Origin of the sequence: Buttiauxella noackiae, assembly GCF_000737905.1 — a bacterium.
GTDB lineage: Bacteria > Pseudomonadota > Gammaproteobacteria > Enterobacterales > Enterobacteriaceae > Buttiauxella > Buttiauxella noackiae.
On record NZ_JPRU01000001.1, the window covers coordinates 1,317,727 to 1,341,958 of the forward strand.

Here is a 24,232-nt window from a genome sequence, read left to right on the forward strand (position 1 = left end):
AACGTGAGTGAATGGAATTGACCTGCGACAAAAAAGGCTGAATCAGCGCAATCGTTTACCTTTCTCTCCGTTGTTATGCGTTTTTTAGCAAATGTTTTCCATATAAATCATTTAGTGGAATAACAGTTCTGCGCGAATATCACACTCAATTGTTATCAATGTCACTTAAAAGCAAACAATTAGTTATAAGGAAACAATATGCGTGTGATTACCCTTGCTGGAAGCCCGCGCTTCCCATCCCGTTCTAGTGCACTGCTGGAATATGCCCGCGAAAAACTGAGCGCTCTGGATATCGAGGTGTGTCACTGGCATCTACAGAATTTCGCGCCTGAAGATTTGCTCTACGCCCGTTTCGATAGCCCGGCTCTTCTGGCGTTAATAGAACAATTAGAACAGGCCGATGGCGTGATCATCGCAACACCTGTTTATAAAGCTTCATTTTCTGGCGCTCTGAAAACGCTGCTCGACCTATTGCCTGAGCGCGCTCTGGATAAAAAAGTCGTTCTGCCTTTAGCCACCGGCGGTACGGTTGCGCACATGCTGGCAGTCGATTACGCACTCAAGCCTGTCCTTAATGCGCTAAAAGCACAGGAAATTCTGCATGGTGTGTTTGCCGATGACAGCCAGATTGCGGATTACCAGCATAAACCAGTGTTCAGCAATAACTTACAACAACGCCTCGATAACTCGCTGGAAACCTTCTGGCAGGCTCTGCACCGCCGGGATTTCATTGTCTCCTCCCCTTTTAAGACGCAAGGAGTTGCTCATGTTTAACTTTCTGAAACGAACCGCTCCCTGGCTTGCACTCGCAGGAACATTAAGCCTGAGCGCTACACTGCACGCGGCTGAAACCGGGCCTGAGCAGCTACGCATTGGTTATCAAAAAGGCTCGGTCAGCATGGTACTGGCGAAAAGCCATCAGCTGCTGGAAAAAGAGTATCCGAACACAAAATTCCAGTGGATTGAGTTCCCGGCTGGCCCACAAATGCTCGAAGCGCTGAACATCGGCAGTATCGATCTGGGCAGCACCGGTGATATTCCGCCAATCTTCGCGCAGGCAGCAGGTGCCGATCTGGTGTATGTCGGTTCAGAACCGGCAAAACCGAAAGCCGAAGTGATTCTGGTGCCGGAAAACAGTCCGATAAAAACAGTCGCGGAACTCAAAGGCCATAAAATCGCTTTCCAGAAAGGTTCCAGTTCCCACAATCTGGTATTAAGAGCGCTACAAAAAGCTGGCCTGAAATTTACCGATGTCGAGCCTGCATACTTAACGCCAGCCGATGCCCGGGCGGCGTTCCAGCAGGGTAACGTTGATGCCTGGGCGATTTGGGACCCGTACTACTCCGCAGCATTGCTCAATGGTGGAGTGCGCGTTTTAACCGATGGCACCGACCTTAATCAAACCGGTTCCTTCTATCTCGCTTCTCGTCCATATGCCGAGAAAAATGGCGCTTTCCTGCAACACGTTTTGAAAACCTTTAGCGATGCCGATGCGTTAACCCGTAGCCAGCGTGATGCAAGCGTTGCGCTGCTGGCAAAAACCATGGGCTTGCCGGAAAACGTAATTGCCACCTATTTCGATCATCGTCCACCAACGGTGATTACCCCTGTCAGCGCCGAGACTGCGGCAAAACAACAGCAAACTGCAGATCTGTTTTATGACAACCACTTAGTGCCTAAGAAAGTCGATATTCGCACCCGCATCTGGCAACCAACTGAAGGAAATAAATCATGAGCTTAAATTTATTCTGGTTTTTACCTACCCATGGCGATGGCCACTACTTAGGCAGCAACGATGCAGCACGCCCGGTTGATCAAGGTTACCTGCAACAGATTGCACAGGCTGCGGACAGACTTGGCTTTACCGGTGTACTGATCCCAACGGGCCGCTCTTGTGAAGATGCATGGCTGGTTGCCGCATCTATGATTCCCGTGACGCAGCGTTTGAAATTCCTGGTCGCACTGCGCCCAAGTGTGACCTCACCAACCGTGGCTGCACGCCAGGCTGCAACGCTCGACCGACTTTCCAACGGGCGTGCTTTATTTAACCTGGTTACCGGTAGCGACCCGGAAGAATTAGCCGCAGACGGCGTGTTCCTCAATCATCAGGAACGTTACGAAGCCTCCGCAGAATTTACCCATATCTGGCGTCGCTTACTGGAAGGCGAAACGGTGGATCACGAAGGCAAACACATTCAGGTTAAAGGGGCAAAACTGTTGTTCCCGCCGGTGCAACAGCCTCGCCCACCGCTCTATTTTGGTGGGTCATCAGATGTGGCGCAGGATTTGGCCGCCGAACAAGTGGATCTCTATCTCACCTGGGGCGAACCACCGCATTTAGTGAAAGAAAAAATTGAGCAAGTCCGTGCTAAAGCCGCAGCTCATGGTCGCACAGTACGCTTCGGTATTCGCTTACATGTGATTGTGCGTGAAACCAACGAAGAAGCGTGGGATGCCGCTAATCGCCTGATTTCTCAACTTGATGATGAAACCATCGCCAAAGCGCAGGCCGCATTTGCGCGCACCGATTCCGTCGGCCAGCACCGCATGGCAGCGTTGCACGGCGGCAAACGCGATAACCTGGAAATTAGCCCGAATCTGTGGGCAGGAGTTGGCCTTGTGCGTGGCGGTGCGGGTACTGCGTTGGTAGGCGATGGTCCAACCGTTGCGGAGCGCATCAACGAATACGCAGCGCTCGGAATCGACAGCTTTATTCTCTCGGGTTATCCGCATCTGGAAGAGGCTTATCGCGTTGGGGAGTTACTGTTCCCGCATCTTGATGTCGCGATTCCACAAATTCCACAGCCGCGCCTGGTTCATGAAAGGGGCGAAGTGGTAGCCAATGACTTTATCCCGCGCAAAGTGGCGCAAAGCTAAGGAGCAGCCAATGACCCCTTCAACGCATAAACTGTTACTGAGGCTGGCACCGTGGATTCTGCCGGTTGCGGTTATCGCAATCTGGCAACTTTCTTCTAGCGCAGGCTGGCTCTCATCGCGCATCCTCCCTTCTCCGGAAGGGGTGGTGATTGCCTTCTGGAACCTTTCTGCCAGCGGTGAATTATGGCAACACCTGGCTATCAGCTCATGGCGTGCGGTGATTGGTTTTAGTATTGGCGGTTCTCTGGGGTTAGTGCTCGGGTTGATAAGCGGCCTGTCTCGCTGGGGAGAGCGTCTGCTCGACAGCTCGATTCAGATGCTGCGCAACGTTCCGCACCTGGCGCTGATTCCGCTAGTGATTTTGTGGTTCGGCATTGATGAGTCTGCGAAAATTTTCTTAGTCGCACTCGGCACGCTGTTCCCGATTTACATCAATACCTGGCACGGCATCCGTAATATCGACCAGGGTTTGCTGGAGATGGCACGTAGCTATGGGTTGTCGGGCTTTAGCCTGTTCGCTCAGGTGATTCTGCCCGGTGCATTGCCTTCGATTATGGTCGGTATCCGTTTTGCACTCGGCCTGATGTGGCTGACCTTAATCGTGGCAGAAACCATTTCTGCTAACTCAGGAATAGGTTATCTGGCGATGAATGCGCGCGAGTTTCTGCAAACAGATGTCGTTGTCGTCGCCATCATTCTTTACGCCCTGCTCGGCAAACTCGCTGACATCAGCGCGCAATTACTCGAACGTGTCTGGCTGCGCTGGCATCCGGCGTATCAGTTGCAGGAGGAGAACGCATGAATACCGCCCGCTTAAACCAGGGGACTCCCCTGCTCCTTAACAGCGTGACCAAACGCTACGGTAATAAAACGATTCTTGATGAGCTGGAGTTACATATTCCTGCCGGGCAGTTTGTTGCCGTAGTTGGGCGCAGCGGTGGAGGAAAAAGTACCCTTTTACGTTTATTGGCAGGGTTGGAAAATGCCAACGGTGGCTCGCTGATTGCCGGAAACGCCCCGCTACGTGAAAGCCAGGATGAAACACGGTTAATGTTCCAGGATGCTCGCCTGCTGCCGTGGAAATCGGTGATTAACAATGTTGGCCTGGGGCTGAAAGGAAACTGGAAAGAATCGGCGATGAAAGCGCTGGAAGCTGTTGGGCTTGCCAATCGCGCGACCGAATGGCCGGCCGCCCTGTCCGGCGGCCAGAAACAACGCGTGGCGCTGGCTCGGGCGCTCATTCATCGCCCACGCCTGCTATTGCTGGATGAACCGTTGGGTGCACTGGATGCCCTGACGCGTATCGAAATGCAGGAGTTGATTGTCTCTTTGTGGCAGGAACATGGTTTTACGGTATTGCTGGTGACGCACGATGTCAGCGAAGCCGTCGCAATGGCGGATCGAGTGTTACTGATTGAAGAAGGAAAGATCGGTTTGGATCTGACGGTTGATTTGCCACGTCCCCGTAAGCTCGGGTCTGTGCGGCTGGCAGAACTGGAAGCTCAGGTATTAGAGCGTGTGATGAAACGACAGGTTATAGAAGAACCGGAACGCGTGGTGCGCACCGGTTAGTAAAGAGTGCCCTCTTCCTGTTAACTCCGATAAAGAGAAAACAGGATAGAGGGCATTTGCATTACGCTAATGCTTTAGAAATCTTCTCGAACAGATCGCCAGACAAATTTTCCAGCCCTTTCAGCTGTTCCAGCGCCGCACGCATCATTTCCTGACGTTTTGCATCGTATCGTTTCAGACGAATCAATGGCTCAATCAGGCGTGACGCAACCTGCGGGTTACGGTGGTTCAATTCGCTGAGCATTTCCACCATAAACTGATAGCCGCTACCATCAAGTGCATGGAACGTAGCCGGGTTACCCGCAGCAAACGCACCAATCAGGGAACGTACACGGTTCGGGTTGCCCATGCTAAACGAACGATGGTTCAACAACTCACGTACTTTGCTTAATGTATCTGCTGCCGGGCTGGTGGCCTGCAAGATAAACCATTTATCCATCACCAGACCGTCCTGATGCCATTTCTCATCAAATGCGGCCAGCAGTTCTGCACGGCACGGCAATTGCGCAGCAACAGATGCAGATAAAGCGGCAATAGAATCCGTCATATTATCAGCACTTTCGAACTGGCTACGCACCAGTTGCTCAGCAAGCTGTTGCTCGCCAAAGGCCAGATAACGCAGGCAAGTATTACGCAGCGCACGCTTGCCGATATCCGCATGTTCAACGCGATAAGCATCAAGTTTGTTGGCGTTGTAAACCGCCAGGAATTCATCCGCCAGTTCTTTTGCCAGCGTGCGGGTTAACGCTTCATGCACTGCGGCAATCGCCTGCGGATCGATTTTCTGGAACAGCTCGGCAATTTCATTCTGTGAAGGCAGCGTCAGAATTTCTGCGGCCAGAGCCGGGTCGATTTTCTCATCCAGCAAAATGGCGCGGAACGCATCAGCAACATGCAGTGGCAGCGACAACGGCTGACCCTGCTGACTGCGGTTGACGTTCAGCTTGATGTAAGTTGCCAGCAAGCTTTGTGCAGCATCCCAGCGGGAAAAATCATTACGCGCATGGCGCATAAGGAACGTCAGTTGCTGGTCGCTCCATTTGTATTCCAGTTTCACTGGTGCTGAGAACTCACGCAGCAGAGACGGAACCGGCTGGAAATAGACCTTATCAAAGACGAATGTCTGCTCTGCCTGGGTCACATTCAGCACGTGGTGAATCAGGTGACCATTTTTCTGCAGCGGGATCACTTTGCCTTCGTTGTCATACAGTTCGATGTCGAACGGTATATGTAACGGATGTTTTTCCTGCTGCTCAGCAGTTGGCGGCGTGGTTTGGCTGATGGTCAGTGTATACAGCTCGTTTTCCGGGTCATAATCATCATGCACGGTGACCACTGGCGTACCCGCCTGGCTGTACCAGCGGCGGAAATGAGACAGGTCAACGTTTGATGCATCTTCCATCGCCTGCACGAAATCATCACAGGTTGCCGCGCTGCCGTCATGACGCTCAAAGTAAAGTTGCATCCCTTTCTGGAAATTCTCTTCACCCAGCAAGGTGTGCAGCATACGGATAACTTCTGAACCCTTCTCGTACACCGTCAGGGTGTAGAAGTTGTTCATTTCGATAACTTTATCCGGGCGAATCGGGTGAGCCATCGGGCTTGCGTCTTCAGCAAACTGTGCGGCACGCATGGTACGCACGTTTTGAATACGGTTTACCGCGCGTGAACCAAGGTCAGAACTAAATTCTTGATCGCGGAAAACAGTCAACCCTTCTTTCAGGCTTAACTGGAACCAGTCGCGGCAAGTGATGCGGTTGCCGGTCCAGTTATGGAAATATTCGTGGCCAATCACACGCTCGATATCGAGGTAGTCTTTATCCGTCGCCGTTTCGGCTCGTGCCAGCACATATTTGGAGTTAAAGACGTTCAGGCCTTTATTCTCCATTGCGCCCATATTGAAGAAGTCCACGGCGACAATCATGTAGATGTCGAGGTCATACTCAAGGCCAAAACGAGTTTCATCCCATGCCATGGACGCTTTCAGAGAGGTCATCGCCCAGCTTGCGCGGTCAAGATTACCGCGATCAACAAACAGTTCCAGTGCTACATCACGGCCTGAACGCGTTTTGAAGGTATCACGCAGGACATCGAAATCACCTGCCACCAAAGCAAACAGGTAGCATGGTTTCGGGAATGGATCCTGCCATTGTACCCAATGGCGGCCGTTATCCAGTTCGCCTTCGGCAATGCGGTTGCCGTTAGATAAAAGGAAAGGATATTTGGATTTATCAGCAATGATTTTGGTGGTGAAGCGCGCCAGAACGTCTGGTCGGTCGAGATACCAGGTAATGTGGCGGAAACCTTCGGCTTCACACTGAGTGCAAAGCGCATCGCCTGAAAGATAAAGCCCTTCAAGCGCGGTATTGGTTGCCGGGCTGATTTCGTTAACGATGGTCAGCGTAAAGGCTTCTGGCAGCGCTTCAATGATCAACGCGCCCTCTTCCTGACGGTAATGCTCCCAGGCGGCACCGTTCACATCAATTGAAACAAGCGTCAGATCTTCACCATCAAGACGCAACGGCGCACCAGCGGCGCCCTGGCGGGTAATCTGGCTAATAGCAGTGACCAGGGTTTTTGTGGCATCAAGGTCAAAGGTCAAATCGATATCGGTAATCGTGTAATCCGGCGCGCGGTAGTCGTGGCGGTATTTGGCTTGTGGCTGTTGTGTCATAAAAAACCTTATACATCATCGGTAAGTTTGCGAAGTTCAGTCTATTCCTGTTGCCCTAATGTTGCCACGCAGAATCTTCATCTTTTCTGGGCTTTTCACATGAATTGCTACATTTTTATAACATGCGGCACGAATTGCCATCGACCATCACGAAATGTTCGTTATAACCTAAATAATTCGAGTGGTGGGTAGGTGCAGCCAACCCCCCACAGCTCGAAGAATGACGGTTATATTGTGATCCGGGTTTAATAAACAGATAATCAGGGTATACTCCTGCGTCTTTTATCTGCTTAGCCCTTGATGGAAACGCTCCTGTGAGAGGATGCTGCAACGCGCCATGACACGACACGCTTCCCCGATTTTGCAAACGCTTCTGGATACTGACGCCTATAAGCTTCATATGCAGCAGGCTGTTTTCCACCGTTATCACGATGTGAGCGTCGCGGCCGAGTTCCGTTGCCGCGGTGACGATCTGCTGGGCATTTATGCAGATGACATCCGTGAACAGGTTGATTTAATGCAGCACCTCGCGCTTAGCGATGAGGAGTTCACCTTCCTGGAAAGTCTGCCGTTCTTTAAAGCAGATTATCTCTCGTGGCTGCGCACCTTCCGCTACGACCCCACGACTGTGCACATCAGCAATAACAACGGCCATTTAGACATTCGTCTGACCGGCACGTGGCTGGAAGTGATTATGTGGGAAGTCCCCTTGTTGGCCGTGATCAGTGAAGTGGTGCATCAGCACCGCTCACCAGGCGTAACACCGCAAATGGCGCTGGAGAGCCTGGAAAGTAAACTGCTTCAATTCAAAGAACTGACAGCAGATATCGACCTTTCCGCATTCCGTCTGATGGATTTTGGTACGCGCCGCCGCTTTTCGCGTGAAGTGCAAGAGGCTATCGTCAGCCGTCTGCAACAAGAAACGTGGTTTGTGGGCACCAGCAATTACGATCTGGCTCACCGCCTGGATTTGACCCCAATGGGGACTCAGGCACATGAATGGTTCCAGGCACATCAGCAAATCAGCCCGACACTGGCCAACAGCCAACGTGCAGCGCTTCAGGCATGGCTTGACGAATACCCTGACAAACTCGGTATCGCATTAACCGATTGCATCACCATGGATGCCTTCTTACGCGACTTTGACCTCTCGTTTGCCAGCCTGTACCAGGGATTGCGTCACGACTCAGGGGATCCGGTCGAATGGGGTGAAAAAGCTATCGCCCATTATCAGAAACTCGGTATCGATCCTAAAACCAAAGTGCTGGTGTTCTCTGATAATTTGGATTTACCAAAAGCTATTGAGCTGTATCGCCACTTCGCTGCGCGCATCAATTTAAGTTTTGGTATCGGTACGCGCCTGACCTGCGATATTCCACAGGTGAAGCCGCTTAATATTGTTATCAAGCTGGTGGAGTGTAATGGCAAGCCAGTGGCTAAACTTTCGGATAGCCCGGGTAAAACCATTTGCCACGATAAAGCATTCGTTCGAGCGCTGCGTAAAGCCTTCGATTTACCGCAAGTTAAAAAAGCCAGTTAGTCCTGATAAAACCCATAAACGATATTCAACTTGTTTATGGGTTCCCTTCTTTATTGTATTTCTTCATCTGATATACCCAAAAGATTTCGAGCTGTGGGAAGGCGGCAAACGAGCAAATCCCCGGGTGCTTACATTAGTAAGTGACTGAGGTGAGCGAGAGCAGCTAACGCACCTGCAACTTGAAAGATTAAGGGTATATTGATTTTTCTGCTTGTCAGTCGGCTCGCGACAGGTAACATAGATAACCCCCCGTTGTGGGTAATTTATTTTTGTCATTGACCATTTAATAGAGAGAAAAATATGAGCGTTGTGCCTGTAGCCGACGTACTCCAGGGCCGTGTAGCCGTTGACCAAGAAGTCACCGTGCGCGGATGGGTGCGTACTCGTAGAGATTCAAAAGCTGGTATCTCCTTCCTCGCCGTCTATGACGGTTCCTGCTTCTCTCCTGTACAGGCCGTCATTAATAATTCTCTGCCTAATTACAATGATGACGTACTGCGCCTGACAACGGGTTGCTCCGTTGTTGTAACCGGTAAAGTTGTTGAGTCTCTCGGTCAGGGCCAGAGCTTTGAAATCCAGGCAACTGAAGTTGAAGTGACCGGTTGGGTTGACGATCCTGATACATACCCGATGGCAGCTAAACGCCACAGTATTGAGTATCTGCGTGAAGTTGCTCACCTGCGCCCGCGCACCAACATGATTGGTGCTGTTGCACGCGTTCGTCATACTCTGGCTCAGGCGCTACACCGTTTCTTCCATGAGCAAGGTTATTTCTGGGTTTCTACGCCATTGATTACAGCCTCAGACACCGAAGGTGCGGGCGAAATGTTCCGCGTTTCAACGCTAGATATGGAAAACCTACCACGTACCGACGCTGGCAAAGTCGATTTCGATAAAGACTTCTTTGGTAAAGAAGCATTCCTGACCGTATCTGGTCAGTTGAACGGCGAAACCTATGCGTGTGCTCTTTCTAAGGTTTATACCTTCGGCCCAACCTTCCGTGCTGAAAACTCCAACACCAGCCGTCACCTGGCTGAGTTCTGGATGCTGGAGCCTGAAGTCGCTTTCGCAAATCTTGACGACGTAGCGGGTCTCGCAGAAGCCATGCTGAAATATGTCTTCAAAGCGGTGCTTGATGAGCGCATGGATGACATGGAGTTCTTCGCAGAGCGCGTGGATAAAGATGCAGTGGAACGTTTACAGCGTTTCATCAACGCCGATTTTGCACAGGTTGATTACACCGACGCTGTTACAATTCTCGAGAATTGTGGCCAGAAATTCGAAAACCCAGTTTATTGGGGCGTTGACCTCTCTTCCGAACATGAACGTTACCTTGCTGAGCAACACTTCAAAGCACCGGTTGTTGTGAAGAACTATCCGAAAGATATTAAAGCGTTCTATATGCGCCTTAACGAAGACGGTAAGACCGTTGCCGCGATGGACGTGTTAGCTCCAGGCATCGGTGAGATCATTGGTGGTTCTCAGCGTGAAGAGCGTCTGGATGTGCTGGATGCGCGTATGGCGGAGATGGGGCTGAATAAAGAAGACTACTGGTGGTACCGCGACCTGCGTCGTTACGGTACCGTTCCGCATTCTGGCTTCGGTCTTGGTTTTGAGCGTCTGATTGCCTATGTAACTGGTGTTCAGAACGTTCGTGACGTGATTCCATTCCCACGTACACCACGTAATGCGAACTTCTAAGCAGTCATTTTTCTAAGGCCAGCGTTGCTGGCCTTTTTTCTGTCTGCCGTATAAACGTCTTTTTTCTTCAACGAAAGTTAAACAAACGTCAATTTCAACCCCATCCTGCAACTCCCCAGTTACGAATTGTGTCCGCGAAATAAACAATCACAAAACACCCCCTATTTCCGCTTGCTTCCTGCTTCGGTTAGTTGACTTAGCACATTCGGATAAATTTCACTCAGATGTCTGGACATCTAAAAATCACTCAAAGATTGTACAAATGTAAGCAAAAAATTAAGAAGATTTGCTGTTATGCAAATTAAACATAAGTAATTCATATATATAGGATTAGAAAGGTGGTTTTTTAAACGAAGCGGTCAGGAAGTTTGAGATAGTTCACAAAGTTCAATAAAATACACATTTAGTTACACATACTTTCTTCTTGTAACTAACTCTCGATGTTTGTAGCACTTTCAGGCTAGCGAAACGGTTTCATGGATGGAAAGATGCCTGACAGATACAGAAAGACACCAAACTCTCATCAATAGTTCCGTACAGAATTATTGACGGCAGTGGCAGGTGTCACAAAAAAACCAATGAGGGTAATAAATAATGATGAAGCGCAATATTCTGGCAGTGGTTATCCCTGCTCTGCTGGTAGCCGGTGCAGCTAACGCTGCAGAAATCTATAACAAAAACGGCAACAAACTGGACTTCTACGGTAAAGCTGTTGGTGAACACGTCTGGACTACTAACGGTAACACCAGCAACGAAGACACCACTTATGCTCGTATCGGCTTCAAGGGCGAAACTCAGATCAATGACCAACTGACCGGCTATGGTCAGTGGGAATACAACATGGACGCCTCTAATGCGGAAGGCGCCCAGGGTACTAAAACCCGTCTGGCATTCGCTGGTCTGAAAATGGGTGATGCAGGTTCCTTCGACTACGGTCGTAACTACGGCGCAATCTACGACGTAGAATCTGCGACAGATATGCTGGTTGAGTGGGGTGGTGACGGCTGGAACTACACCGACAACTTCATGACTGGTCGTACTAACGGTGTTGCTACTTACCGTAACTCTGATTTCTTCGGTCTGGTTGACGGCCTGGCATTCGCAGTACAGTACCAGGGTAAAAACGAATCCTCTACCCGTAGCGTGTTCAAACAGAACGGCGACGGCGTTAGCACCTCTGTATCTTATGACCTGGGCGAAGGTTTCGGCCTGTCTGCTGGTTATGCGAACTCTAACCGTACCGTTGATCAGAAAGCTAACGGCACTGGTGACAAAGCTGAAGCATGGGCAACTTCTGCTAAGTATGATGCAAACAACCTGTACGCAGCAGTTATGTATTCCCAGACGTACAATATGACGCCAGAAAGCCGTATTAACGATACTGATGCTGCTTTCTTCGCTAACAAAACTCAGAACCTGGAAGCGGTTGTTCAGTACCAATTCGACTTCGGTCTGCGCCCATCTGTTGGCTATGTACAGTCCAAAGGTAAAGATCTGGAATCACGCGCTGGCTTCAGCGGCGGCGATGCTGACCTGACCAAATACGTAGAAGTGGGTACTTGGTACTACTTCAACAAAAACATGAACGTATACGCAGCGTATAAGTTCAACCTGCTGGATGACAACGATTACGCTAAAGCGACCGGTCTGGCTACAGACGACCAGGCAGCTGTTGGTATCGTTTACCAGTTCTAATTATCCAGCAACTTAGTTGCAAGGATGGTTTAAAAACAGGGCTTCGGCCCTGTTTTTTTATGCCTGAAAAGCTGAAAAAATTAACTTGTGACGGGAGCTGTTTCTTTTTGTTGCAAACGGTTGGCATTTGCTAAAACAGCAGTTAACCTGAGAGCGTTACTCCCTCGATATCACAATGGAAACCCGTCATGTTTGAGAACATTACCGCTGCTCCTGCTGATCCAATTCTTGGTTTGGCCGATCTGTTTCGCGCCGATGACCGTCCGACTAAAATTAACCTCGGTATTGGTGTTTATAAGGATGAAACGGGTAAAACTCCGGTTTTGACCTGTGTAAAAAAAGCGGAACTTTATCTGCTGGAAAATGAGAACACCAAAAACTACCTCGGCATCGACGGTATTCCAGAGTTTGGCCGTTGCACACAGGAATTGCTGTTCGGGAAAGATAACGCTCTTAGTGCAAACAAGCGCGCTCGCACAGCACAGACTCCTGGCGGTACTGGTGCACTGCGCGTTGCTGCTGATTTCCTCGCTAAAAACACTAACACCCAACGCGTATGGGTAAGCAACCCTAGCTGGCCGAACCACAAAAGTGTATTTAACTCCGCCGGTCTGGAAGTGTGCGAATATGATTACTACGACGCGCAGAATCACGCTCTGAATTTCGACGGACTGATCAACAGCCTGCAAGCAGCGCAAGCAGGCGACGTAGTCTTGTTCCACGGTTGCTGCCATAACCCAACCGGTATCGACCCAACAGCTGAGCAGTGGCAGGTCCTGGCTGAGATGTCACTGGCTAAAGGCTGGTTACCGCTGTTTGACTTTGCATACCAGGGCTTTGCCCGTGGTCTCGAAGAAGATGCAGAAGGCCTGCGTATCTTCGCAGCAAGCCATCAAGAGCTGATTGTGGCTAGTTCCTATTCCAAGAACTTCGGCCTCTACAATGAGCGTGTAGGTGCCTGTACGCTGGTTGCTGCTGATGCAGACACCGTTGACCGTGCATTCAGCCAGATGAAATCTGTGATTCGTGCTAACTACTCAAACCCACCAGCTCACGGCGCGTCGGTTGTAGCCACAATTCTTAGCAACGATGCCCTGCGTACTCTCTGGGAACAAGAGCTGTCTGACATGCGTCAGCGTATTCAGCGTATGCGCCACCTGTTTGTGAATACTCTGCAAGAGAAAGGCGCTAACCGCGATTTCAGCTTCATTATCAACCAGAACGGCATGTTCTCGTTCAGTGGCCTGACCAAAGAGCAGGTACTGCGTTTACGTGAAGAGTTTGGTGTTTATGCAGTAGCATCCGGACGTGTAAACGTAGCAGGTATGACGCCAGACAACATGGCGCCACTGTGCGAAGCGATTGTCGCTGTACTGTAATTAAGTTATCGACAAAAAAAGAGCCGCATTAAATTAATAATGCGGCTCTTTTTATTTCAGCAGGAGGAAATCACCAGACCGGTAATTCGTCTTGCAAGAAGGGATTGTGCAGGCGTTCGTAACCGAGCGTCGACAACGGTCCATGGCCTGGAATAAACGTAACATCATCGCCCAATGGCAATAGCTTACGTTTAATTGAGTCAATGAGTGCTGCATGATTACCCTGAGGGAAATCGCTACGCCCTACCCCACCTTTGAAAATCACATCGCCGGAAATCAGTAACCGGGACTGAGCATCAAAGAAAACAACGTGGCCAGGTGTATGGCCCGGGCAATGCAGAACCTGTAAGGAGACATTCCCTACCGACACCGCGTCGCCTTCGTTCAGCCAGCGATCAGGCGTCAGCGGCAAACACTCTTCGAGTCCAAACATTTGGCTTTGTGCAGGTAAACCCTGCAACCAGAATTCGTCTTCTTTTTCCGGCCCAACTACAGGAACACCGTAGTGTTCAGCCAGCTCAGCTGCCGCTCCAACATGATCAAGATGGCCGTGAGTTAACAGGATCTGCGTAATTGTCACGCCTTTCGCAGTCACTTGCTGTTTGATCTTTTCGGCTTCACCGCCAGGATCAACCAATGCTGCCTGCTGAGTTTCTTCGCACCAAATGAGAGAACAGTTTTGGCCGAATGCGGTGACCGGAATAATGTGATAGTTCATGATGCTCCAATACCGGCAACGCTCGCCGGATTCCGTTGTTTTACCAGTGCCTTAGTGGCCCGGTATCAATATGCACAAAGTTGCTGCTTGGGTAGTATCCTACACCACCAGCGCGCATTGATAATGCTGCTTTGCGAACATTGCTTAACGAAATCCCTTCAATATGGAAATCCATTGCCTGGCCTTTGGTGTGATAGCTCTTTTTAGCTACACCTCGGCTGTGAGCACGTAACTCATTGTTCGTGTCCAGGGAGCGATAACCAGATACCAGTTGCACCGGTTTGTTGGTTCCTAACAAACCCTGCAAGCGGTACAACTGATCGAATAATTTAGGATCGATGGATTTGATTTTATTCGCGCGATAATCACGGAAGAAATGATTAAGTCTTGCTAATTCATCCTGAATATAGCCTTTACCATCGAAAAATTCAGCCTTCAATGACTCCCCAGTATGCAGGTTATTAAGAGTCAGAATGCGTGGGCGCGGTGTTGATAGCATTGCAAACGCTTGTGTTGGTAACAGCGAGGCACCTAAAGCCACACCACCCAACGCCAGCAGCTTGCGGCGGTTTGCGTCAAATTTGTCCATGATGTCCAGGTCTACAGATAAAAAACGATCGAATAATATGCACTTTGGGCGCACTGCTCCGCACCTTAACCGCCAAAACAAAGCGAGTCAAGGCGTGCAAAACCCAGTAAAACCGGGCCCTGCAGAGGACCCGGAAGGATTAAGCAATTATTACGACCGCTAATTCATTAGAATTACTGCATTTAGCGTATTAATAGTTCAGCTTTTGAAAGGATTTGTGCGCCCGATCGCGCGGTAAGATCATAATTGTAAATATCTGTACGGTACTGCGTGCGCCCATCGTCACCGACAAATGCGGTCAGGTAATAGAGACTCACCGGGATGGTCTGCCGAATGTTCACGTATTTCGTATTGCCATCTTTCAATTGACTCGAAATACGGGCATCGTTCCAGCCTGCGTCTTGCAGCAACATGTTTGCCAGCTCAGAGGCTTTGTTGACTCGTACACAGCCAGAACTCAACGCTCGCGCATCTTTCTGGAACAAGTTGTGGTTTGGCGTGTCATGCAAATAGATAGCGTCAGAACTCGGCATATTAAACTTGTAACGCCCTAACGAGTTCTGGACCCCAGGTTTTTGCTGGAAGCGGAAAGGCAAGTTGCTGGCAGTAATAGTTTCCCAATCGACATGCCATGGGTCGATTGCTTCTGCATTATTACTCCAACCGCGTAGTACGCTGTAACCATGCCTGTCGAGATAGCCTGGGTCCTGGCGTACTTTTGGCAAAATATCGTTGCGCGCAAGTGTTGGTGGGACATTCCACGGCGGGTTAACGACCACATTATTAAGCGCACTGCTCATCATTGGCGTTTTGCGATCTGGCCGCCCAACGATTACGCGCGAAGCTAATACTTCACTGCCGTTAAGGTAATAGCTCAGAGAATAATTAGGGATATTTACCATAATGCCGGTATCAAGTTTCTTCGGCAGTAAACGTAAACGCTGAATGTTTAGGGCTACCAGCGAAGCTCGTTGTTGCGGTGTGACATTCAGCCAGTCGCGGGTTGATTGCCCGATAGAACCATCAACACCCAAACCTTGCCACTTCTGGAAACGTTTTACACCTTCAACCAGCTCTTTGCTGTAGGCACTTCGAACAGCTGGGGTTGATTTCTTTTTCTTCCCAGCCACTGCATCTGGTATCTGTTGCATGGTTTGCTCGCCGTCTAACTGAATAGCTGACGGGCTGACAGCAACCGCTGTCTTAGAAACATTGTCGCGTTCAGGTAATGGAATCGAAGGTTCAGCCTGCAACATACCGGTGCGTGCGAGTATTTCCCGTAGCGCTGGCACATCATTGCTCCACTGACCGGGGCGCAGAGTTTCAGCGCTGGTCAATTGAGGCCATGGACGCGAGTCACTGAGTAAGTGTACCAACGACTGGTGCAACTTAGCGTATTGCGGATGCTGAGGGGCTAGCGTTTCAACAAAACTGACTAGCGTCCCTTGATCTACTGCCACTTGCCATTGGTTAATAACGGAAATCGGTGGAGTTTGCAGCTTGTAAGGCTTAGCACTGTACAACCAGCGATTGCCTTCCGTCGGGATGCCATAGACAAATTGCAAATAACCCATCATCGCATCAGACAATACAATATCGCGCGATAGCCCCGTGACCGCCGGATCGGTAAGCAACTCGACCCAGGTAGTAAACTGTGGTTGGATGCCAGAAATGGCAACTTCGGCAAGTTGCTGCTGGAAGGCCTTCACGGCATCGCGATTCTCCCACATCGGTTTCATCTCGCGGGCCGCATAAAATGCAGACAACGCATTCAGATAAACCGGAGTGTAGCCCGCAGGTAAATGCGCCACGAGCTGAGAACGGCTTTGTGCGGCAGACATGCCGGTAGAATTTAGCGGTAACACTCCTACCATGGTAGCGGTAGCAGCAGATTGCGGTAATGGTTGGTCTGGCGTGCTGGTTGGTTCAATGCTCACAGCAGAGCTGTCAGAAGGAACGACCGCTGGCTCATCGGCCTGCGCCATAAACAGTGGAGCGAAACTCAGTGCCAGCCCGTAACCGAGCGCTGACAGCTTAAAACCGTGCAATTTTGTTAGCAACATCCCTTGCCCCCTGTTTATACCTGTTTTTACATCACCCAGCTTTGTCGCTGGGTTTTAATAATCAGTATATAAACAGCGAATATTATTTGCCCGTATAAATGTAAATAAAATTAAAGATTAAGAATTCTTAGAAAAGAAAACGCGGGCCGTAGCCCGCGATTTTTATGACGCATCTATTGTGCCGAGAACCGGCTCAGGAAGGGGCGGCGCAAAGCCTCTGAGACCTACAACATGGACGTGCTCATGGTTCTGAACAACCTTACGTACCAGCTTGTAAGTGGTGCCTTTTTCCGGACTAATGTTCTCAGGTGCAGCAATGATCAGTTGCATTTCAAGTCGCTCACACAGCTCAAACAGTGTAGCAATTGACTTCGCATCCAGTCGTGCCGCCTCATCGAGGAACAGTAAACGGCATGGGGAGATATCTTTACCACGCAGTCGGCGTGACTCTTCTTCCCAGCTTTGAACGACCATTACCAGAATTGACATACCGGTACCGATAGCTTCACCTGTCGACAATGCGCCACTTTCCGCACGCAACCAGCCATCTGAACCACGGTTTACTTCAACTTCCATTTCCAGGTAGTTGCGGTAATCGAGCAGCTCTTCCCCAATAGTTTGTGGTGTGCGCTGCCCCATATCAATTTGCGGATTCAGGCGTTGATACAGTTTCGCTAATGCTTCCGAGAAGCTCAGGCGATTACTATTAAACAGATCCTGATGCTGTTCATGTTGTTCCGACAGCACATTCAGCAATGTCGCATGCGTTTCACGAACGTTCACATTTAAACGCACGCTGTTTACCTGGCCAAAGGAGACGCTTTGCAACCCTTGGTTAAGCATGCGGATGCGGTTCTGCTCGCGCTGAATCGTCTTGCGAATGATGTTCGCCGCACTACGTGAACTGATTGCCAGTTTTTGCTCACGAGAGGTCAACTCTTCCGTGAGACGGCTCAGCTCAATTTCCATCTGCTCGATGGCTTCGACAGGGTCATCGGTACGGATAATATCCTGACGAATGCGTTCGCGCAGATGCTGATAAACCGCGACAAAGAACTGAATTTTGCGCTCAGGTCGTTTTGGATCTTCTGACATACGAAGCACATCGCGCAGATGTTCGTTATCCGCTACAGCAAGGCGCAAGGCACCCAATGCTTTATCCGAGATTGAACGCAGCTCATCGCCGGTGACATAGGCCAGCTCGCGGCGATGCAAACGACGCTCTACGCCGTTTTCTTTCACCATACGCATCACGGCACACCAGCCTGCTTTCGCGGTAACAACATGCTCACGCATTTCGAAATAGCTGCGCTCTAGTTGCTTGAGCTTGCGGGTCAGGTTGCTCATTTCTGCTTCACACATGGTCAGCGCTTTTTCAAGCTGATTACGGCGTGAGCGGTTGTTACTCAAAGCGGTGTGCAATTCGTCCCGGCGGGCGCGGGCGCGTTCTTCTGCGCCGATATCAGCACGAACGCCTATATCCTGCAGCTCTTTATGTAGATCGGTCAGCAGCTCTTTTTTGGTATCAAAGGAGCTTTTCAACGACGCCATTAACTGGCTGAACTGACTCAGTTGCTGGGCATGGCTACGCAGTGCCTCACGCGAACGGGTACGCTCAGCTTCAGCATGCTCCAGGCGGTTACGCAGTTTTTCATTCAAATCGCTATTGCCATCAAGCATAGCGGCTGAGTCAGAGTAACCAAAGTGCGCACGACGCTGCACCACTTCGGTCAACGCGAACGCCTGCTGGCGTGCATCACGCTGAACCTGTTGTGCGTACTGATAATCTTCTTTTAGCTGTTCGAACTGCTCAGGGTCACTTTGCAACACCGAAGCCACAGCTTCGAGTTTAGCCAGTTGATTACCGAAATGATGGAGGAAACGCGCGGCTTCATCGGCTTCATCCAGACGTTCGCGAATTTCGTCACAACGATCGGCCAGCGTTTCGTCATTGAGCAAACTGATGCGAGGCAACAGGCGGTTAAGTTGATCAACCCCTTCTTTAGCCTGTTCAAATTGCTGACGCTGTTGCTGATTGTCATTTTCGTGGTTGCTGATAGCGCGTTCAACTTCACCACGACGAGTATTGAGCTGACGAATTTCCACTTCTGGATCATCATCAAATGCCACACCCAAATGTTGTCCAATAAAGCGGCTAAATGCCTGGTGCAAACGCTGAGATTTCTGAACATCGAACGACAGCGTGGCAAAACGCTCCGCCAGAGTTTCACGCTCAGCATGGAGGTTTTCAAGGCGATTCTCACGTGCTGCGCGGCCAAACAGAGGCAACACCGGCAAACGAGAATAACGCCACTGGCGCTCTGCCGTTTTTACCAGAACGGCAGCATTAAGCTCTTCAACGGTAAACACGCTGTCATCGAAGGAAGATGGGTCCCCTTCAATCAGATACAGGTCTTCCGGGCAATCTTCAAGATTATCCAGTTGATCGCGAACCAGTGACAAATCTGGAACCACGATCGCGTGACGTGATGGGCCGTACAACGCAGAGAAGTACGGTGCGTCATCAATGCTAATGTCGTCATAAATCTCCGACAACAACACGCCGCCAAAACGTTCAGCCAGGGCATTTAAACGTGGGTCTTCAGCACCACCTGGTTGGCTAAGGCGTTCGATTTCCTCGTCAATGGCCCGTTTACGCGCTCCCACTTCATCACGTTCAACCGTGACTTCACGCTCACGCTCAAGCAGTTGCTGCATGTATTCAGTAACTTGCTGGCTACTTTCAAACTGCTCATGACTCTGCTCGCACAACTGGGTAAGGCTGGTTTGTGCGGAAAGCCAGATTGGCGCACGCTGCTGGAGGCGTTTGATGCGCGCTTGAATTTGCTCTTGTTCCTGGCGCAAATTTGCACGCTGATCGCTGGCATCAGAAACACGTTGCTGCAATGTCTCGATGCGTTCAGAAAGTTCTTCGTGCAACACTTCCAGATCTTCAGGATCAAAGTGTTTGCCCTGACGCTTGCAGAACTCAGCAAACATACGTTCGGCTTCTTGCTGTTCACGCAGGCGTTGTTCAAGTTCATTAAGACGTGCTCTGAGCGGCTGAACTTGTTCCATCAGGTGGCGCTGGTTATTGCTGTCACGCAGTAATTCACGCGCAACATTCCAGGCGTCACTACGGCTCACCGGACCATTAATAGCGGTGACTAGCTGATAAGCATGCTCAAACTGGCTATGCGCCGTTTGTGCCACACTCATCTTCTGTTCAAGTGTCAGCAGTTTTTCGGTTGTTTCCTGCTCTTTCGCCTGGAAGGTTTCAAGCCACTCTTCAGCACTGTCAGCAGTCAAATCTGGCAAGTGACAAAGCGCGCGCGCGCGCTCAAGTGCTTGCAATGCTTGCTGGTATTGAATAGCACGCGTCTGTTGTACATCGAGTGCTTGTTGGTAGTCGGCCAGCTGACTTTTCAGCTCATCGACTTCCAGCTCTGCGGCTTCTGCGCGAGCTTCATTCTCTTCTTGCTGCTCTGATGCTTCGGCAACAATTTCATTTTGTTCTTCGAGGCGCATTTGCAGTTCGTCGAGGTCAGCTTCGTAACGCTCGATTTTTTCCTGCTGGCGAATCGCCGTTTGCACCAGGTTCAGGTGATCGCTGGCGGCCTGATAATCAGTTTCCAGATCCCCTTCCGCACCGCTATGTTCTGCAAGCTCGCGCGCCATTTCGACATGTTTATATTGCTCCGCAGCCAGTTGTTTACGGCTGGTCAATAGTTCACGACGGAATTCGAGCGCTTTATCCAGATGGATACGACGTTCATTAGCGTGGCGCATGTAATCAGCAGCTACATAGTTAGTCGCTTCAGAAATCAAATGCTTAAACAGATCACGGTCTGACTGGGTGACGCGAATCGCTTCAAGCGTCATACGGTTTTCACGCAAAGCCGCTTCCATATCCTGGAAGGCTTTACGCACACCGCCGTTTTCTGGCAACAGATAGTCGCGCAGTGAACGAGTAATAGCGCTGGAAATCCCGCCGTATAGCGAGGCTTCGATAAGACGGTAGTACTTACTACGGTCGGAAGCACTGCGCAGACGACGTGCAACAATGCCCAAATCGAACATCAACGAGTGGTAATCGGTAATCGAGTTGAACTGTTTAAATTGAACGCCTTCGATGGCTTCCACTTTATCTTTCAGTTCTTGCAAGCTCAGTACGCGAGCCTGACGCTCATTTAATGTTTCCGTTAACAACTGAGTTGGCTGAATGGAAGACGGTAAACCTTGAATCGCAAACGGTTTGATGTCGACTTTGCGATCACGTCCAGCCACTTGTTGCAGGCGCACACCGACCACAACACGCTGATTACGTGAGTTGACCACATCCAACAAGGAGTAGCAGACACCCGCTTTTAATTTGCCGTGCAGACCTTTGTCACGTGAACCTGATGTCGCTCCCGCTTCAGTAGTGTTACGGAAGTGCAACAGGGTTAAGTCGGGGATTAGCGCGGTTACGAACGCTGCCATAGTAGTGGATTTACCGGCACCATTACCGCCAGAAAGCGTGGTCACCAGTTCATCTAAATCAAAAGTACGCGCGAAGAAACCGTTCCAGTTAATCAGCGTTAGTGAGCGAAACTTACCGCGTTCAATCATTCCTGTTCATCCTCCGCGTTATCTGAAGCCAATTGCGACTCTTCAGTTTCATCATTGAGTTGCAAACGAGTTTCTACCGGCATCGCTTCACCATCACGGATCATGCGGAGTTGCGCTTCACGCGCATCGTCGCCAGCACGTACGTCTGCACCAAAGCGGAATACTGATTCGGTAATGCGGAATTTGCTGCTGTCATGGCCCATAAACCAGATCATGCCAAGACGGCGTAAACGCGTTAATGAGGCACGGACTTTCTCTTGCAGCTTTTGACGGTCGAGATCTGAGCCAGTAGAACGGTTGTTTACCAGCTTGAGTAGCTTGCTTTCATCCGCAAGCGTCAACAGCTCATCGTACAGCTCGGCCTGTGTGAAAATACCTTCATTCGCCAACCGTTCTGGACTGAGATAGAGGTAACAGAGAATCTTACCTACCATCATGTCCAACTCAGACAGTACTGAGCGCGGGATCAGCGTGGTGGAGCGTGGGCGCAAATAGAAGAAACCTTCAGGTGCTCGAATCAACTCCACATTATAACGGGTATAGAACTCTTCCAGTTCATCCTGGAAGTCCATCAAATAAGCATGATTATCCAGTTCATCGAGCCCGACATGGCGACCTGCGCGCAGTTGGCTATCGAGTGCCGGAAATAACGGATTGGCCAACGCCTGTGCCAGTTTTACTGGCATCACTTTTTCAATATTTGTTGATGACATGCGCCTGTACCTTGGCTCCGTAATCGTTAATTGCCTGCCACTGTGGCGGCAAGCCAGTAAAGTCTGCTTCAGCCACACCCAGACGTACCGCCTGGTCGACTACGATTCTCGCCACATCAAAATGGCGTGCGCGTGGGTATTGCGCCAGATAGTCCCGCATGACAATGCCCAAATCTAGTGGCACTTGTCTGGTTTTATAGACCTGGAGGGCAGCTTCAATCATTGCGGCAAGTTGTTCGCGGATTTCATTGAACTCTTCGAATTCCAAATCGCTTGGCAGTTCGCCCATCACCTCATCGTCACGCAACGTCATTTCTTCATCGCGCATATCCAGCAGACGATCGGCATTAGCGTAGGTCAGAGCCCATGGCGCATCGAAATAGTTTTGAACCGAGACACGCAGACGTTGCGCAAAGACGCGGTTTTTATCCATATCGATGGCGGTACGAATGAATTTATGAACATGGCGGTCATAGCCAATCCACAGGTCGATAGCCTGCTGGCCCCAACTGACGATACGGTCGAGTTTGCTTTGCAGATCAAACACCAGACGGTCAACAAAGTGCAGATCATCGCGCCCCAGAATCGAATCCTGAATACGTAATAAATTTGCCTGCAATTTATCGCCCGCAGCTTCCAGGGTGTCCTGTAACTCACGTAACGTACCCGATGTTTCGGACAACAGCATTTCGCAACTAGAGATGGCTGCACGCCAGTCTTTGTTCAGCAGCTGTGCAATATCATCTTTAACCTGTTGCTGGTGTTCATCCATGATGCGCTGCGTGAGATCGATACTGTCAAAAATCTCGGCGACGGAATATTTTAATGGCGCGAACACGTTGCGATGCCAGTGGAATTCATCACCACCTTCATCTGCTGAGTCGGCAGCACGTTTCAATTCACCAGCAACTATCGATAGCTGCATAGATAAACGCAACGTTGAAAACTCACGCTGGCGAATGTAGTAATCGGTAATGCCGATACCGAGAGGCGTCAGGCGATAAATTGCATTGCCTTCATTGATTTCACTGACGAAACGGTTGATCAAACGCTGGCGCACCATGTCATTGATGGCGTTATTGGCACGAACGTTAATTGTTTCGCTGGTTTGATCAAAGCCTTCACTCACGTAACGGAAAGCGTCAATCAGCTCACCTTCACTCATTTCGCCATCTAGCCGCTCACCGTTTAAGGTCGCGATCGCCAACAGAAACGTCAGACGTTCTGTAGGTAGCGAAATCGAATAGTCATTTTTCCTGGCCCAGGCAACCAGCTCCGGCACTGTCTGGGAAACATCACTCATAATTTTTCCTTGGCTCAAGCGGCTTGATTGCTGTCACGTGGATATAGCGGCCGAGGCTAACAAAAGGTTCCTGGCGGCAATAACGCGTTTCCAGTTCAAGCAAATTCTCAAAACCATCGTGTTGTTTATGCTTATCGCGCAAGTAATCGTGGAATACTCGCACACCGGTTTTACCGGTAATCTGCCAGCCAATTTGCTCCAGCCAGTGATAGACCTGTTCTGGCTGTAGCGGATTGTCAGGCGAAAGCGTTTTCCGTTTGTTCTTTTTCATACCCTGAAGAACATATTCAAAGTTGCCGACAAACATGTTCCGCATCAGCAAGCCGTTAGCATTGTAGAACATCAGGGATAAAGCACCGCCGGGTGCCAGGCAATCCCATAGTGTTTTGAGTACGGCTTGCGGATCTACGACCCATTCCAGCACCGCGTGAAACAATATCAGATCAACCGGTTTTTCCAAATGTTGGCCAATATCCTGAGCGGAGGAATGTACGAAATGCATGTTGCCGCTCACACCTTTCTCATCAGCCAGAGCTTTAGCACGAGAAATCATCTGTGCAGAAACATCACAAAGCAGAACTTCATGGCCCCGCTCAGCAAGACCACACGCAGTTTGCCCTTCGCCACCCCCCGCATCCAGAACGCGGATTTTTTCAGGCATAGTTGCCAGCAAAGCATCAAGGTCTTGCCATAAGATGGCCTGGCGGAGCTGCCCTTTGGTTGTACCGTAAATGTTGCGTGAGAACTTCTCAGCAATATCATCAAAATTGCGGTCACGCACGGGTACGGCTCCATGA

The 24,232-nt window shown here is 50.2% G+C and carries 17 protein-coding genes; 9 read left to right on the top strand and 8 right to left on the bottom strand.

The window, feature by feature from the left end:
• Positions 1-198: 198 nt before the first annotated feature.
• The 5 genes from ssuE to ssuB are packed head-to-tail and all read left to right on the top strand — an operon-like array spanning position 199 to position 4,449.
• Entirely contained in the window at positions 199-774 is a 576-nt protein-coding gene (ssuE, locus tag IX31_RS06110) for an NADPH-dependent FMN reductase (protein ID WP_034456329.1), read from the top strand.
• Entirely contained in the window at positions 767-1,735 is a 969-nt protein-coding gene (locus tag IX31_RS06115) for a sulfonate ABC transporter substrate-binding protein (RefSeq protein WP_034456330.1), read from the top strand. The genes ssuE and IX31_RS06115 overlap by 8 nt, the downstream gene beginning before the upstream one ends.
• The gene (ssuD, locus tag IX31_RS06120) at positions 1,732-2,877 is read left to right on the top strand and encodes an FMNH2-dependent alkanesulfonate monooxygenase (protein ID WP_034456331.1); all 1,146 of its coding nucleotides are present in this window, start codon (positions 1,732-1,734) and stop codon (positions 2,875-2,877) included. The genes IX31_RS06115 and ssuD overlap by 4 nt, the downstream gene beginning before the upstream one ends.
• 10 nt (positions 2,878-2,887) lie before the next feature.
• Entirely contained in the window at positions 2,888-3,679 is a 792-nt protein-coding gene (ssuC, locus tag IX31_RS06125) for an aliphatic sulfonate ABC transporter permease SsuC (protein WP_034456332.1), read from the top strand.
• Positions 3,676-4,449: an aliphatic sulfonates ABC transporter ATP-binding protein gene (ssuB, locus tag IX31_RS06130; protein WP_034456333.1), complete on the top strand. Its 774-nt coding sequence runs from the start codon at positions 3,676-3,678 to the stop codon at positions 4,447-4,449. Before ssuC ends, ssuB begins: the two co-directional genes overlap by 4 nt.
• Before the next feature lie 61 nt (positions 4,450-4,510).
• Here ssuB and pepN read toward each other — a convergent pair whose 3' ends face one another.
• Positions 4,511-7,123, bottom strand: a complete 2,613-nt coding sequence (pepN, locus tag IX31_RS06135) for an aminopeptidase N (protein ID WP_034456335.1) — start codon at positions 7,121-7,123, stop codon at positions 4,511-4,513.
• A 337-nt stretch (positions 7,124-7,460) separates the two neighbouring features.
• On the opposite strand from pepN, the gene pncB reads away from it, so the two are divergent.
• The 4 genes from pncB to IX31_RS06155 all read left to right on the top strand — a co-directional run bounded on the left by pncB (position 7,461) and on the right by IX31_RS06155 (position 13,438).
• On the top strand, positions 7,461-8,663 hold the full coding sequence (gene pncB, locus IX31_RS06140) for a nicotinate phosphoribosyltransferase (protein ID WP_034457195.1): 1,203 nt from the start codon (positions 7,461-7,463) through the stop codon (positions 8,661-8,663).
• A gap of 300 nt (positions 8,664-8,963) precedes the next feature.
• Positions 8,964-10,364, top strand: a complete 1,401-nt coding sequence (gene asnS / locus IX31_RS06145; RefSeq protein WP_034456336.1) for an asparagine--tRNA ligase — start codon at positions 8,964-8,966, stop codon at positions 10,362-10,364.
• A 594-nt stretch (positions 10,365-10,958) separates the two neighbouring features.
• Complete coding sequence (locus IX31_RS06150) at positions 10,959-12,059, top strand: porin (RefSeq protein ID WP_034456337.1); 1,101 nt, start codon at positions 10,959-10,961, stop codon at positions 12,057-12,059.
• Positions 12,060-12,247: 188 nt separating this feature from the next.
• Complete coding sequence (locus tag IX31_RS06155) at positions 12,248-13,438, top strand: amino acid aminotransferase (protein WP_034456339.1); 1,191 nt, start codon at positions 12,248-12,250, stop codon at positions 13,436-13,438.
• A 70-nt stretch (positions 13,439-13,508) separates the two neighbouring features.
• Here IX31_RS06155 and IX31_RS06160 read toward each other — a convergent pair whose 3' ends face one another.
• The 7 genes from IX31_RS06160 to cmoM all read right to left on the bottom strand — a co-directional run bounded on the left by IX31_RS06160 (position 13,509) and on the right by cmoM (position 24,216).
• The gene (locus IX31_RS06160) at positions 13,509-14,156 is read right to left on the bottom strand and encodes an MBL fold metallo-hydrolase (protein WP_034456340.1); all 648 of its coding nucleotides are present in this window, start codon (positions 14,154-14,156) and stop codon (positions 13,509-13,511) included.
• Between the two features lie 40 nt (positions 14,157-14,196).
• Positions 14,197-14,745 (bottom strand): peptidoglycan L,D-endopeptidase MepK, encoded by a 549-nt coding sequence (mepK, locus tag IX31_RS06165; RefSeq protein ID WP_034457197.1) that lies wholly within the window; start codon positions 14,743-14,745, stop codon positions 14,197-14,199.
• Between the two features lie 182 nt (positions 14,746-14,927).
• A complete protein-coding gene (gene ldtD, locus IX31_RS06170) occupies positions 14,928-16,808 on the bottom strand; it encodes a L,D-transpeptidase (protein WP_034456342.1) in 1,881 nt (626 codons plus the stop codon).
• A gap of 162 nt (positions 16,809-16,970) precedes the next feature.
• The gene (mukB, locus tag IX31_RS06175; RefSeq protein ID WP_034456344.1) at positions 16,971-21,419 is read right to left on the bottom strand and encodes a chromosome partition protein MukB; all 4,449 of its coding nucleotides are present in this window, start codon (positions 21,417-21,419) and stop codon (positions 16,971-16,973) included.
• The gene (mukE, locus tag IX31_RS06180; RefSeq protein WP_034456346.1) at positions 21,416-22,132 is read right to left on the bottom strand and encodes a chromosome partition protein MukE; all 717 of its coding nucleotides are present in this window, start codon (positions 22,130-22,132) and stop codon (positions 21,416-21,418) included. Before mukE ends, mukB begins: the two co-directional genes overlap by 4 nt.
• Entirely contained in the window at positions 22,113-23,435 is a 1,323-nt protein-coding gene (gene mukF, locus IX31_RS06185; protein WP_034456348.1) for a chromosome partition protein MukF, read from the bottom strand. The genes mukE and mukF overlap by 20 nt, the downstream gene beginning before the upstream one ends.
• On the bottom strand, positions 23,428-24,216 hold the full coding sequence (cmoM, locus tag IX31_RS06190; protein ID WP_034456349.1) for a tRNA uridine 5-oxyacetic acid(34) methyltransferase CmoM: 789 nt from the start codon (positions 24,214-24,216) through the stop codon (positions 23,428-23,430). Before cmoM ends, mukF begins: the two co-directional genes overlap by 8 nt.
• Positions 24,217-24,232 lie beyond the last annotated feature (16 nt).

Excerpts from the sequence above, each read along its gene's own strand:
- ssuE (WP_034456329.1), top strand. The coding sequence starts at position 199 with ATGCGTGTGATTACCCTTGCTGGAAGCCCGCGCTTCCCATCCCGTTCT.
- IX31_RS06115 (WP_034456330.1), top strand. The coding sequence starts at position 767 with ATGTTTAACTTTCTGAAACGAACCGCTCCCTGGCTTGCACTCGCAGGA.
- ssuD (WP_034456331.1), top strand. The coding sequence starts at position 1,732 with ATGAGCTTAAATTTATTCTGGTTTTTACCTACCCATGGCGATGGCCAC.
- ssuC (WP_034456332.1), top strand. The coding sequence starts at position 2,888 with ATGACCCCTTCAACGCATAAACTGTTACTGAGGCTGGCACCGTGGATT.
- ssuB (WP_034456333.1), top strand. The coding sequence starts at position 3,676 with ATGAATACCGCCCGCTTAAACCAGGGGACTCCCCTGCTCCTTAACAGC.
- pepN (WP_034456335.1), bottom strand. The coding sequence starts at position 7,123 with ATGACACAACAGCCACAAGCCAAATACCGCCACGACTACCGCGCGCCG.
- pncB (WP_034457195.1), top strand. The coding sequence starts at position 7,461 with ATGACACGACACGCTTCCCCGATTTTGCAAACGCTTCTGGATACTGAC.
- asnS (WP_034456336.1), top strand. The coding sequence starts at position 8,964 with ATGAGCGTTGTGCCTGTAGCCGACGTACTCCAGGGCCGTGTAGCCGTT.
- IX31_RS06150 (WP_034456337.1), top strand. The coding sequence starts at position 10,959 with ATGATGAAGCGCAATATTCTGGCAGTGGTTATCCCTGCTCTGCTGGTA.
- IX31_RS06155 (WP_034456339.1), top strand. The coding sequence starts at position 12,248 with ATGTTTGAGAACATTACCGCTGCTCCTGCTGATCCAATTCTTGGTTTG.
- IX31_RS06160 (WP_034456340.1), bottom strand. The coding sequence starts at position 14,156 with ATGAACTATCACATTATTCCGGTCACCGCATTCGGCCAAAACTGTTCT.
- mepK (WP_034457197.1), bottom strand. The coding sequence starts at position 14,745 with ATGGACAAATTTGACGCAAACCGCCGCAAGCTGCTGGCGTTGGGTGGT.
- ldtD (WP_034456342.1), bottom strand. The coding sequence starts at position 16,808 with ATGTTGCTAACAAAATTGCACGGTTTTAAGCTGTCAGCGCTCGGTTAC.
- mukB (WP_034456344.1), bottom strand. The coding sequence starts at position 21,419 with ATGATTGAACGCGGTAAGTTTCGCTCACTAACGCTGATTAACTGGAAC.
- mukE (WP_034456346.1), bottom strand. The coding sequence starts at position 22,132 with ATGTCATCAACAAATATTGAAAAAGTGATGCCAGTAAAACTGGCACAG.
- mukF (WP_034456348.1), bottom strand. The coding sequence starts at position 23,435 with ATGAGTGATGTTTCCCAGACAGTGCCGGAGCTGGTTGCCTGGGCCAGG.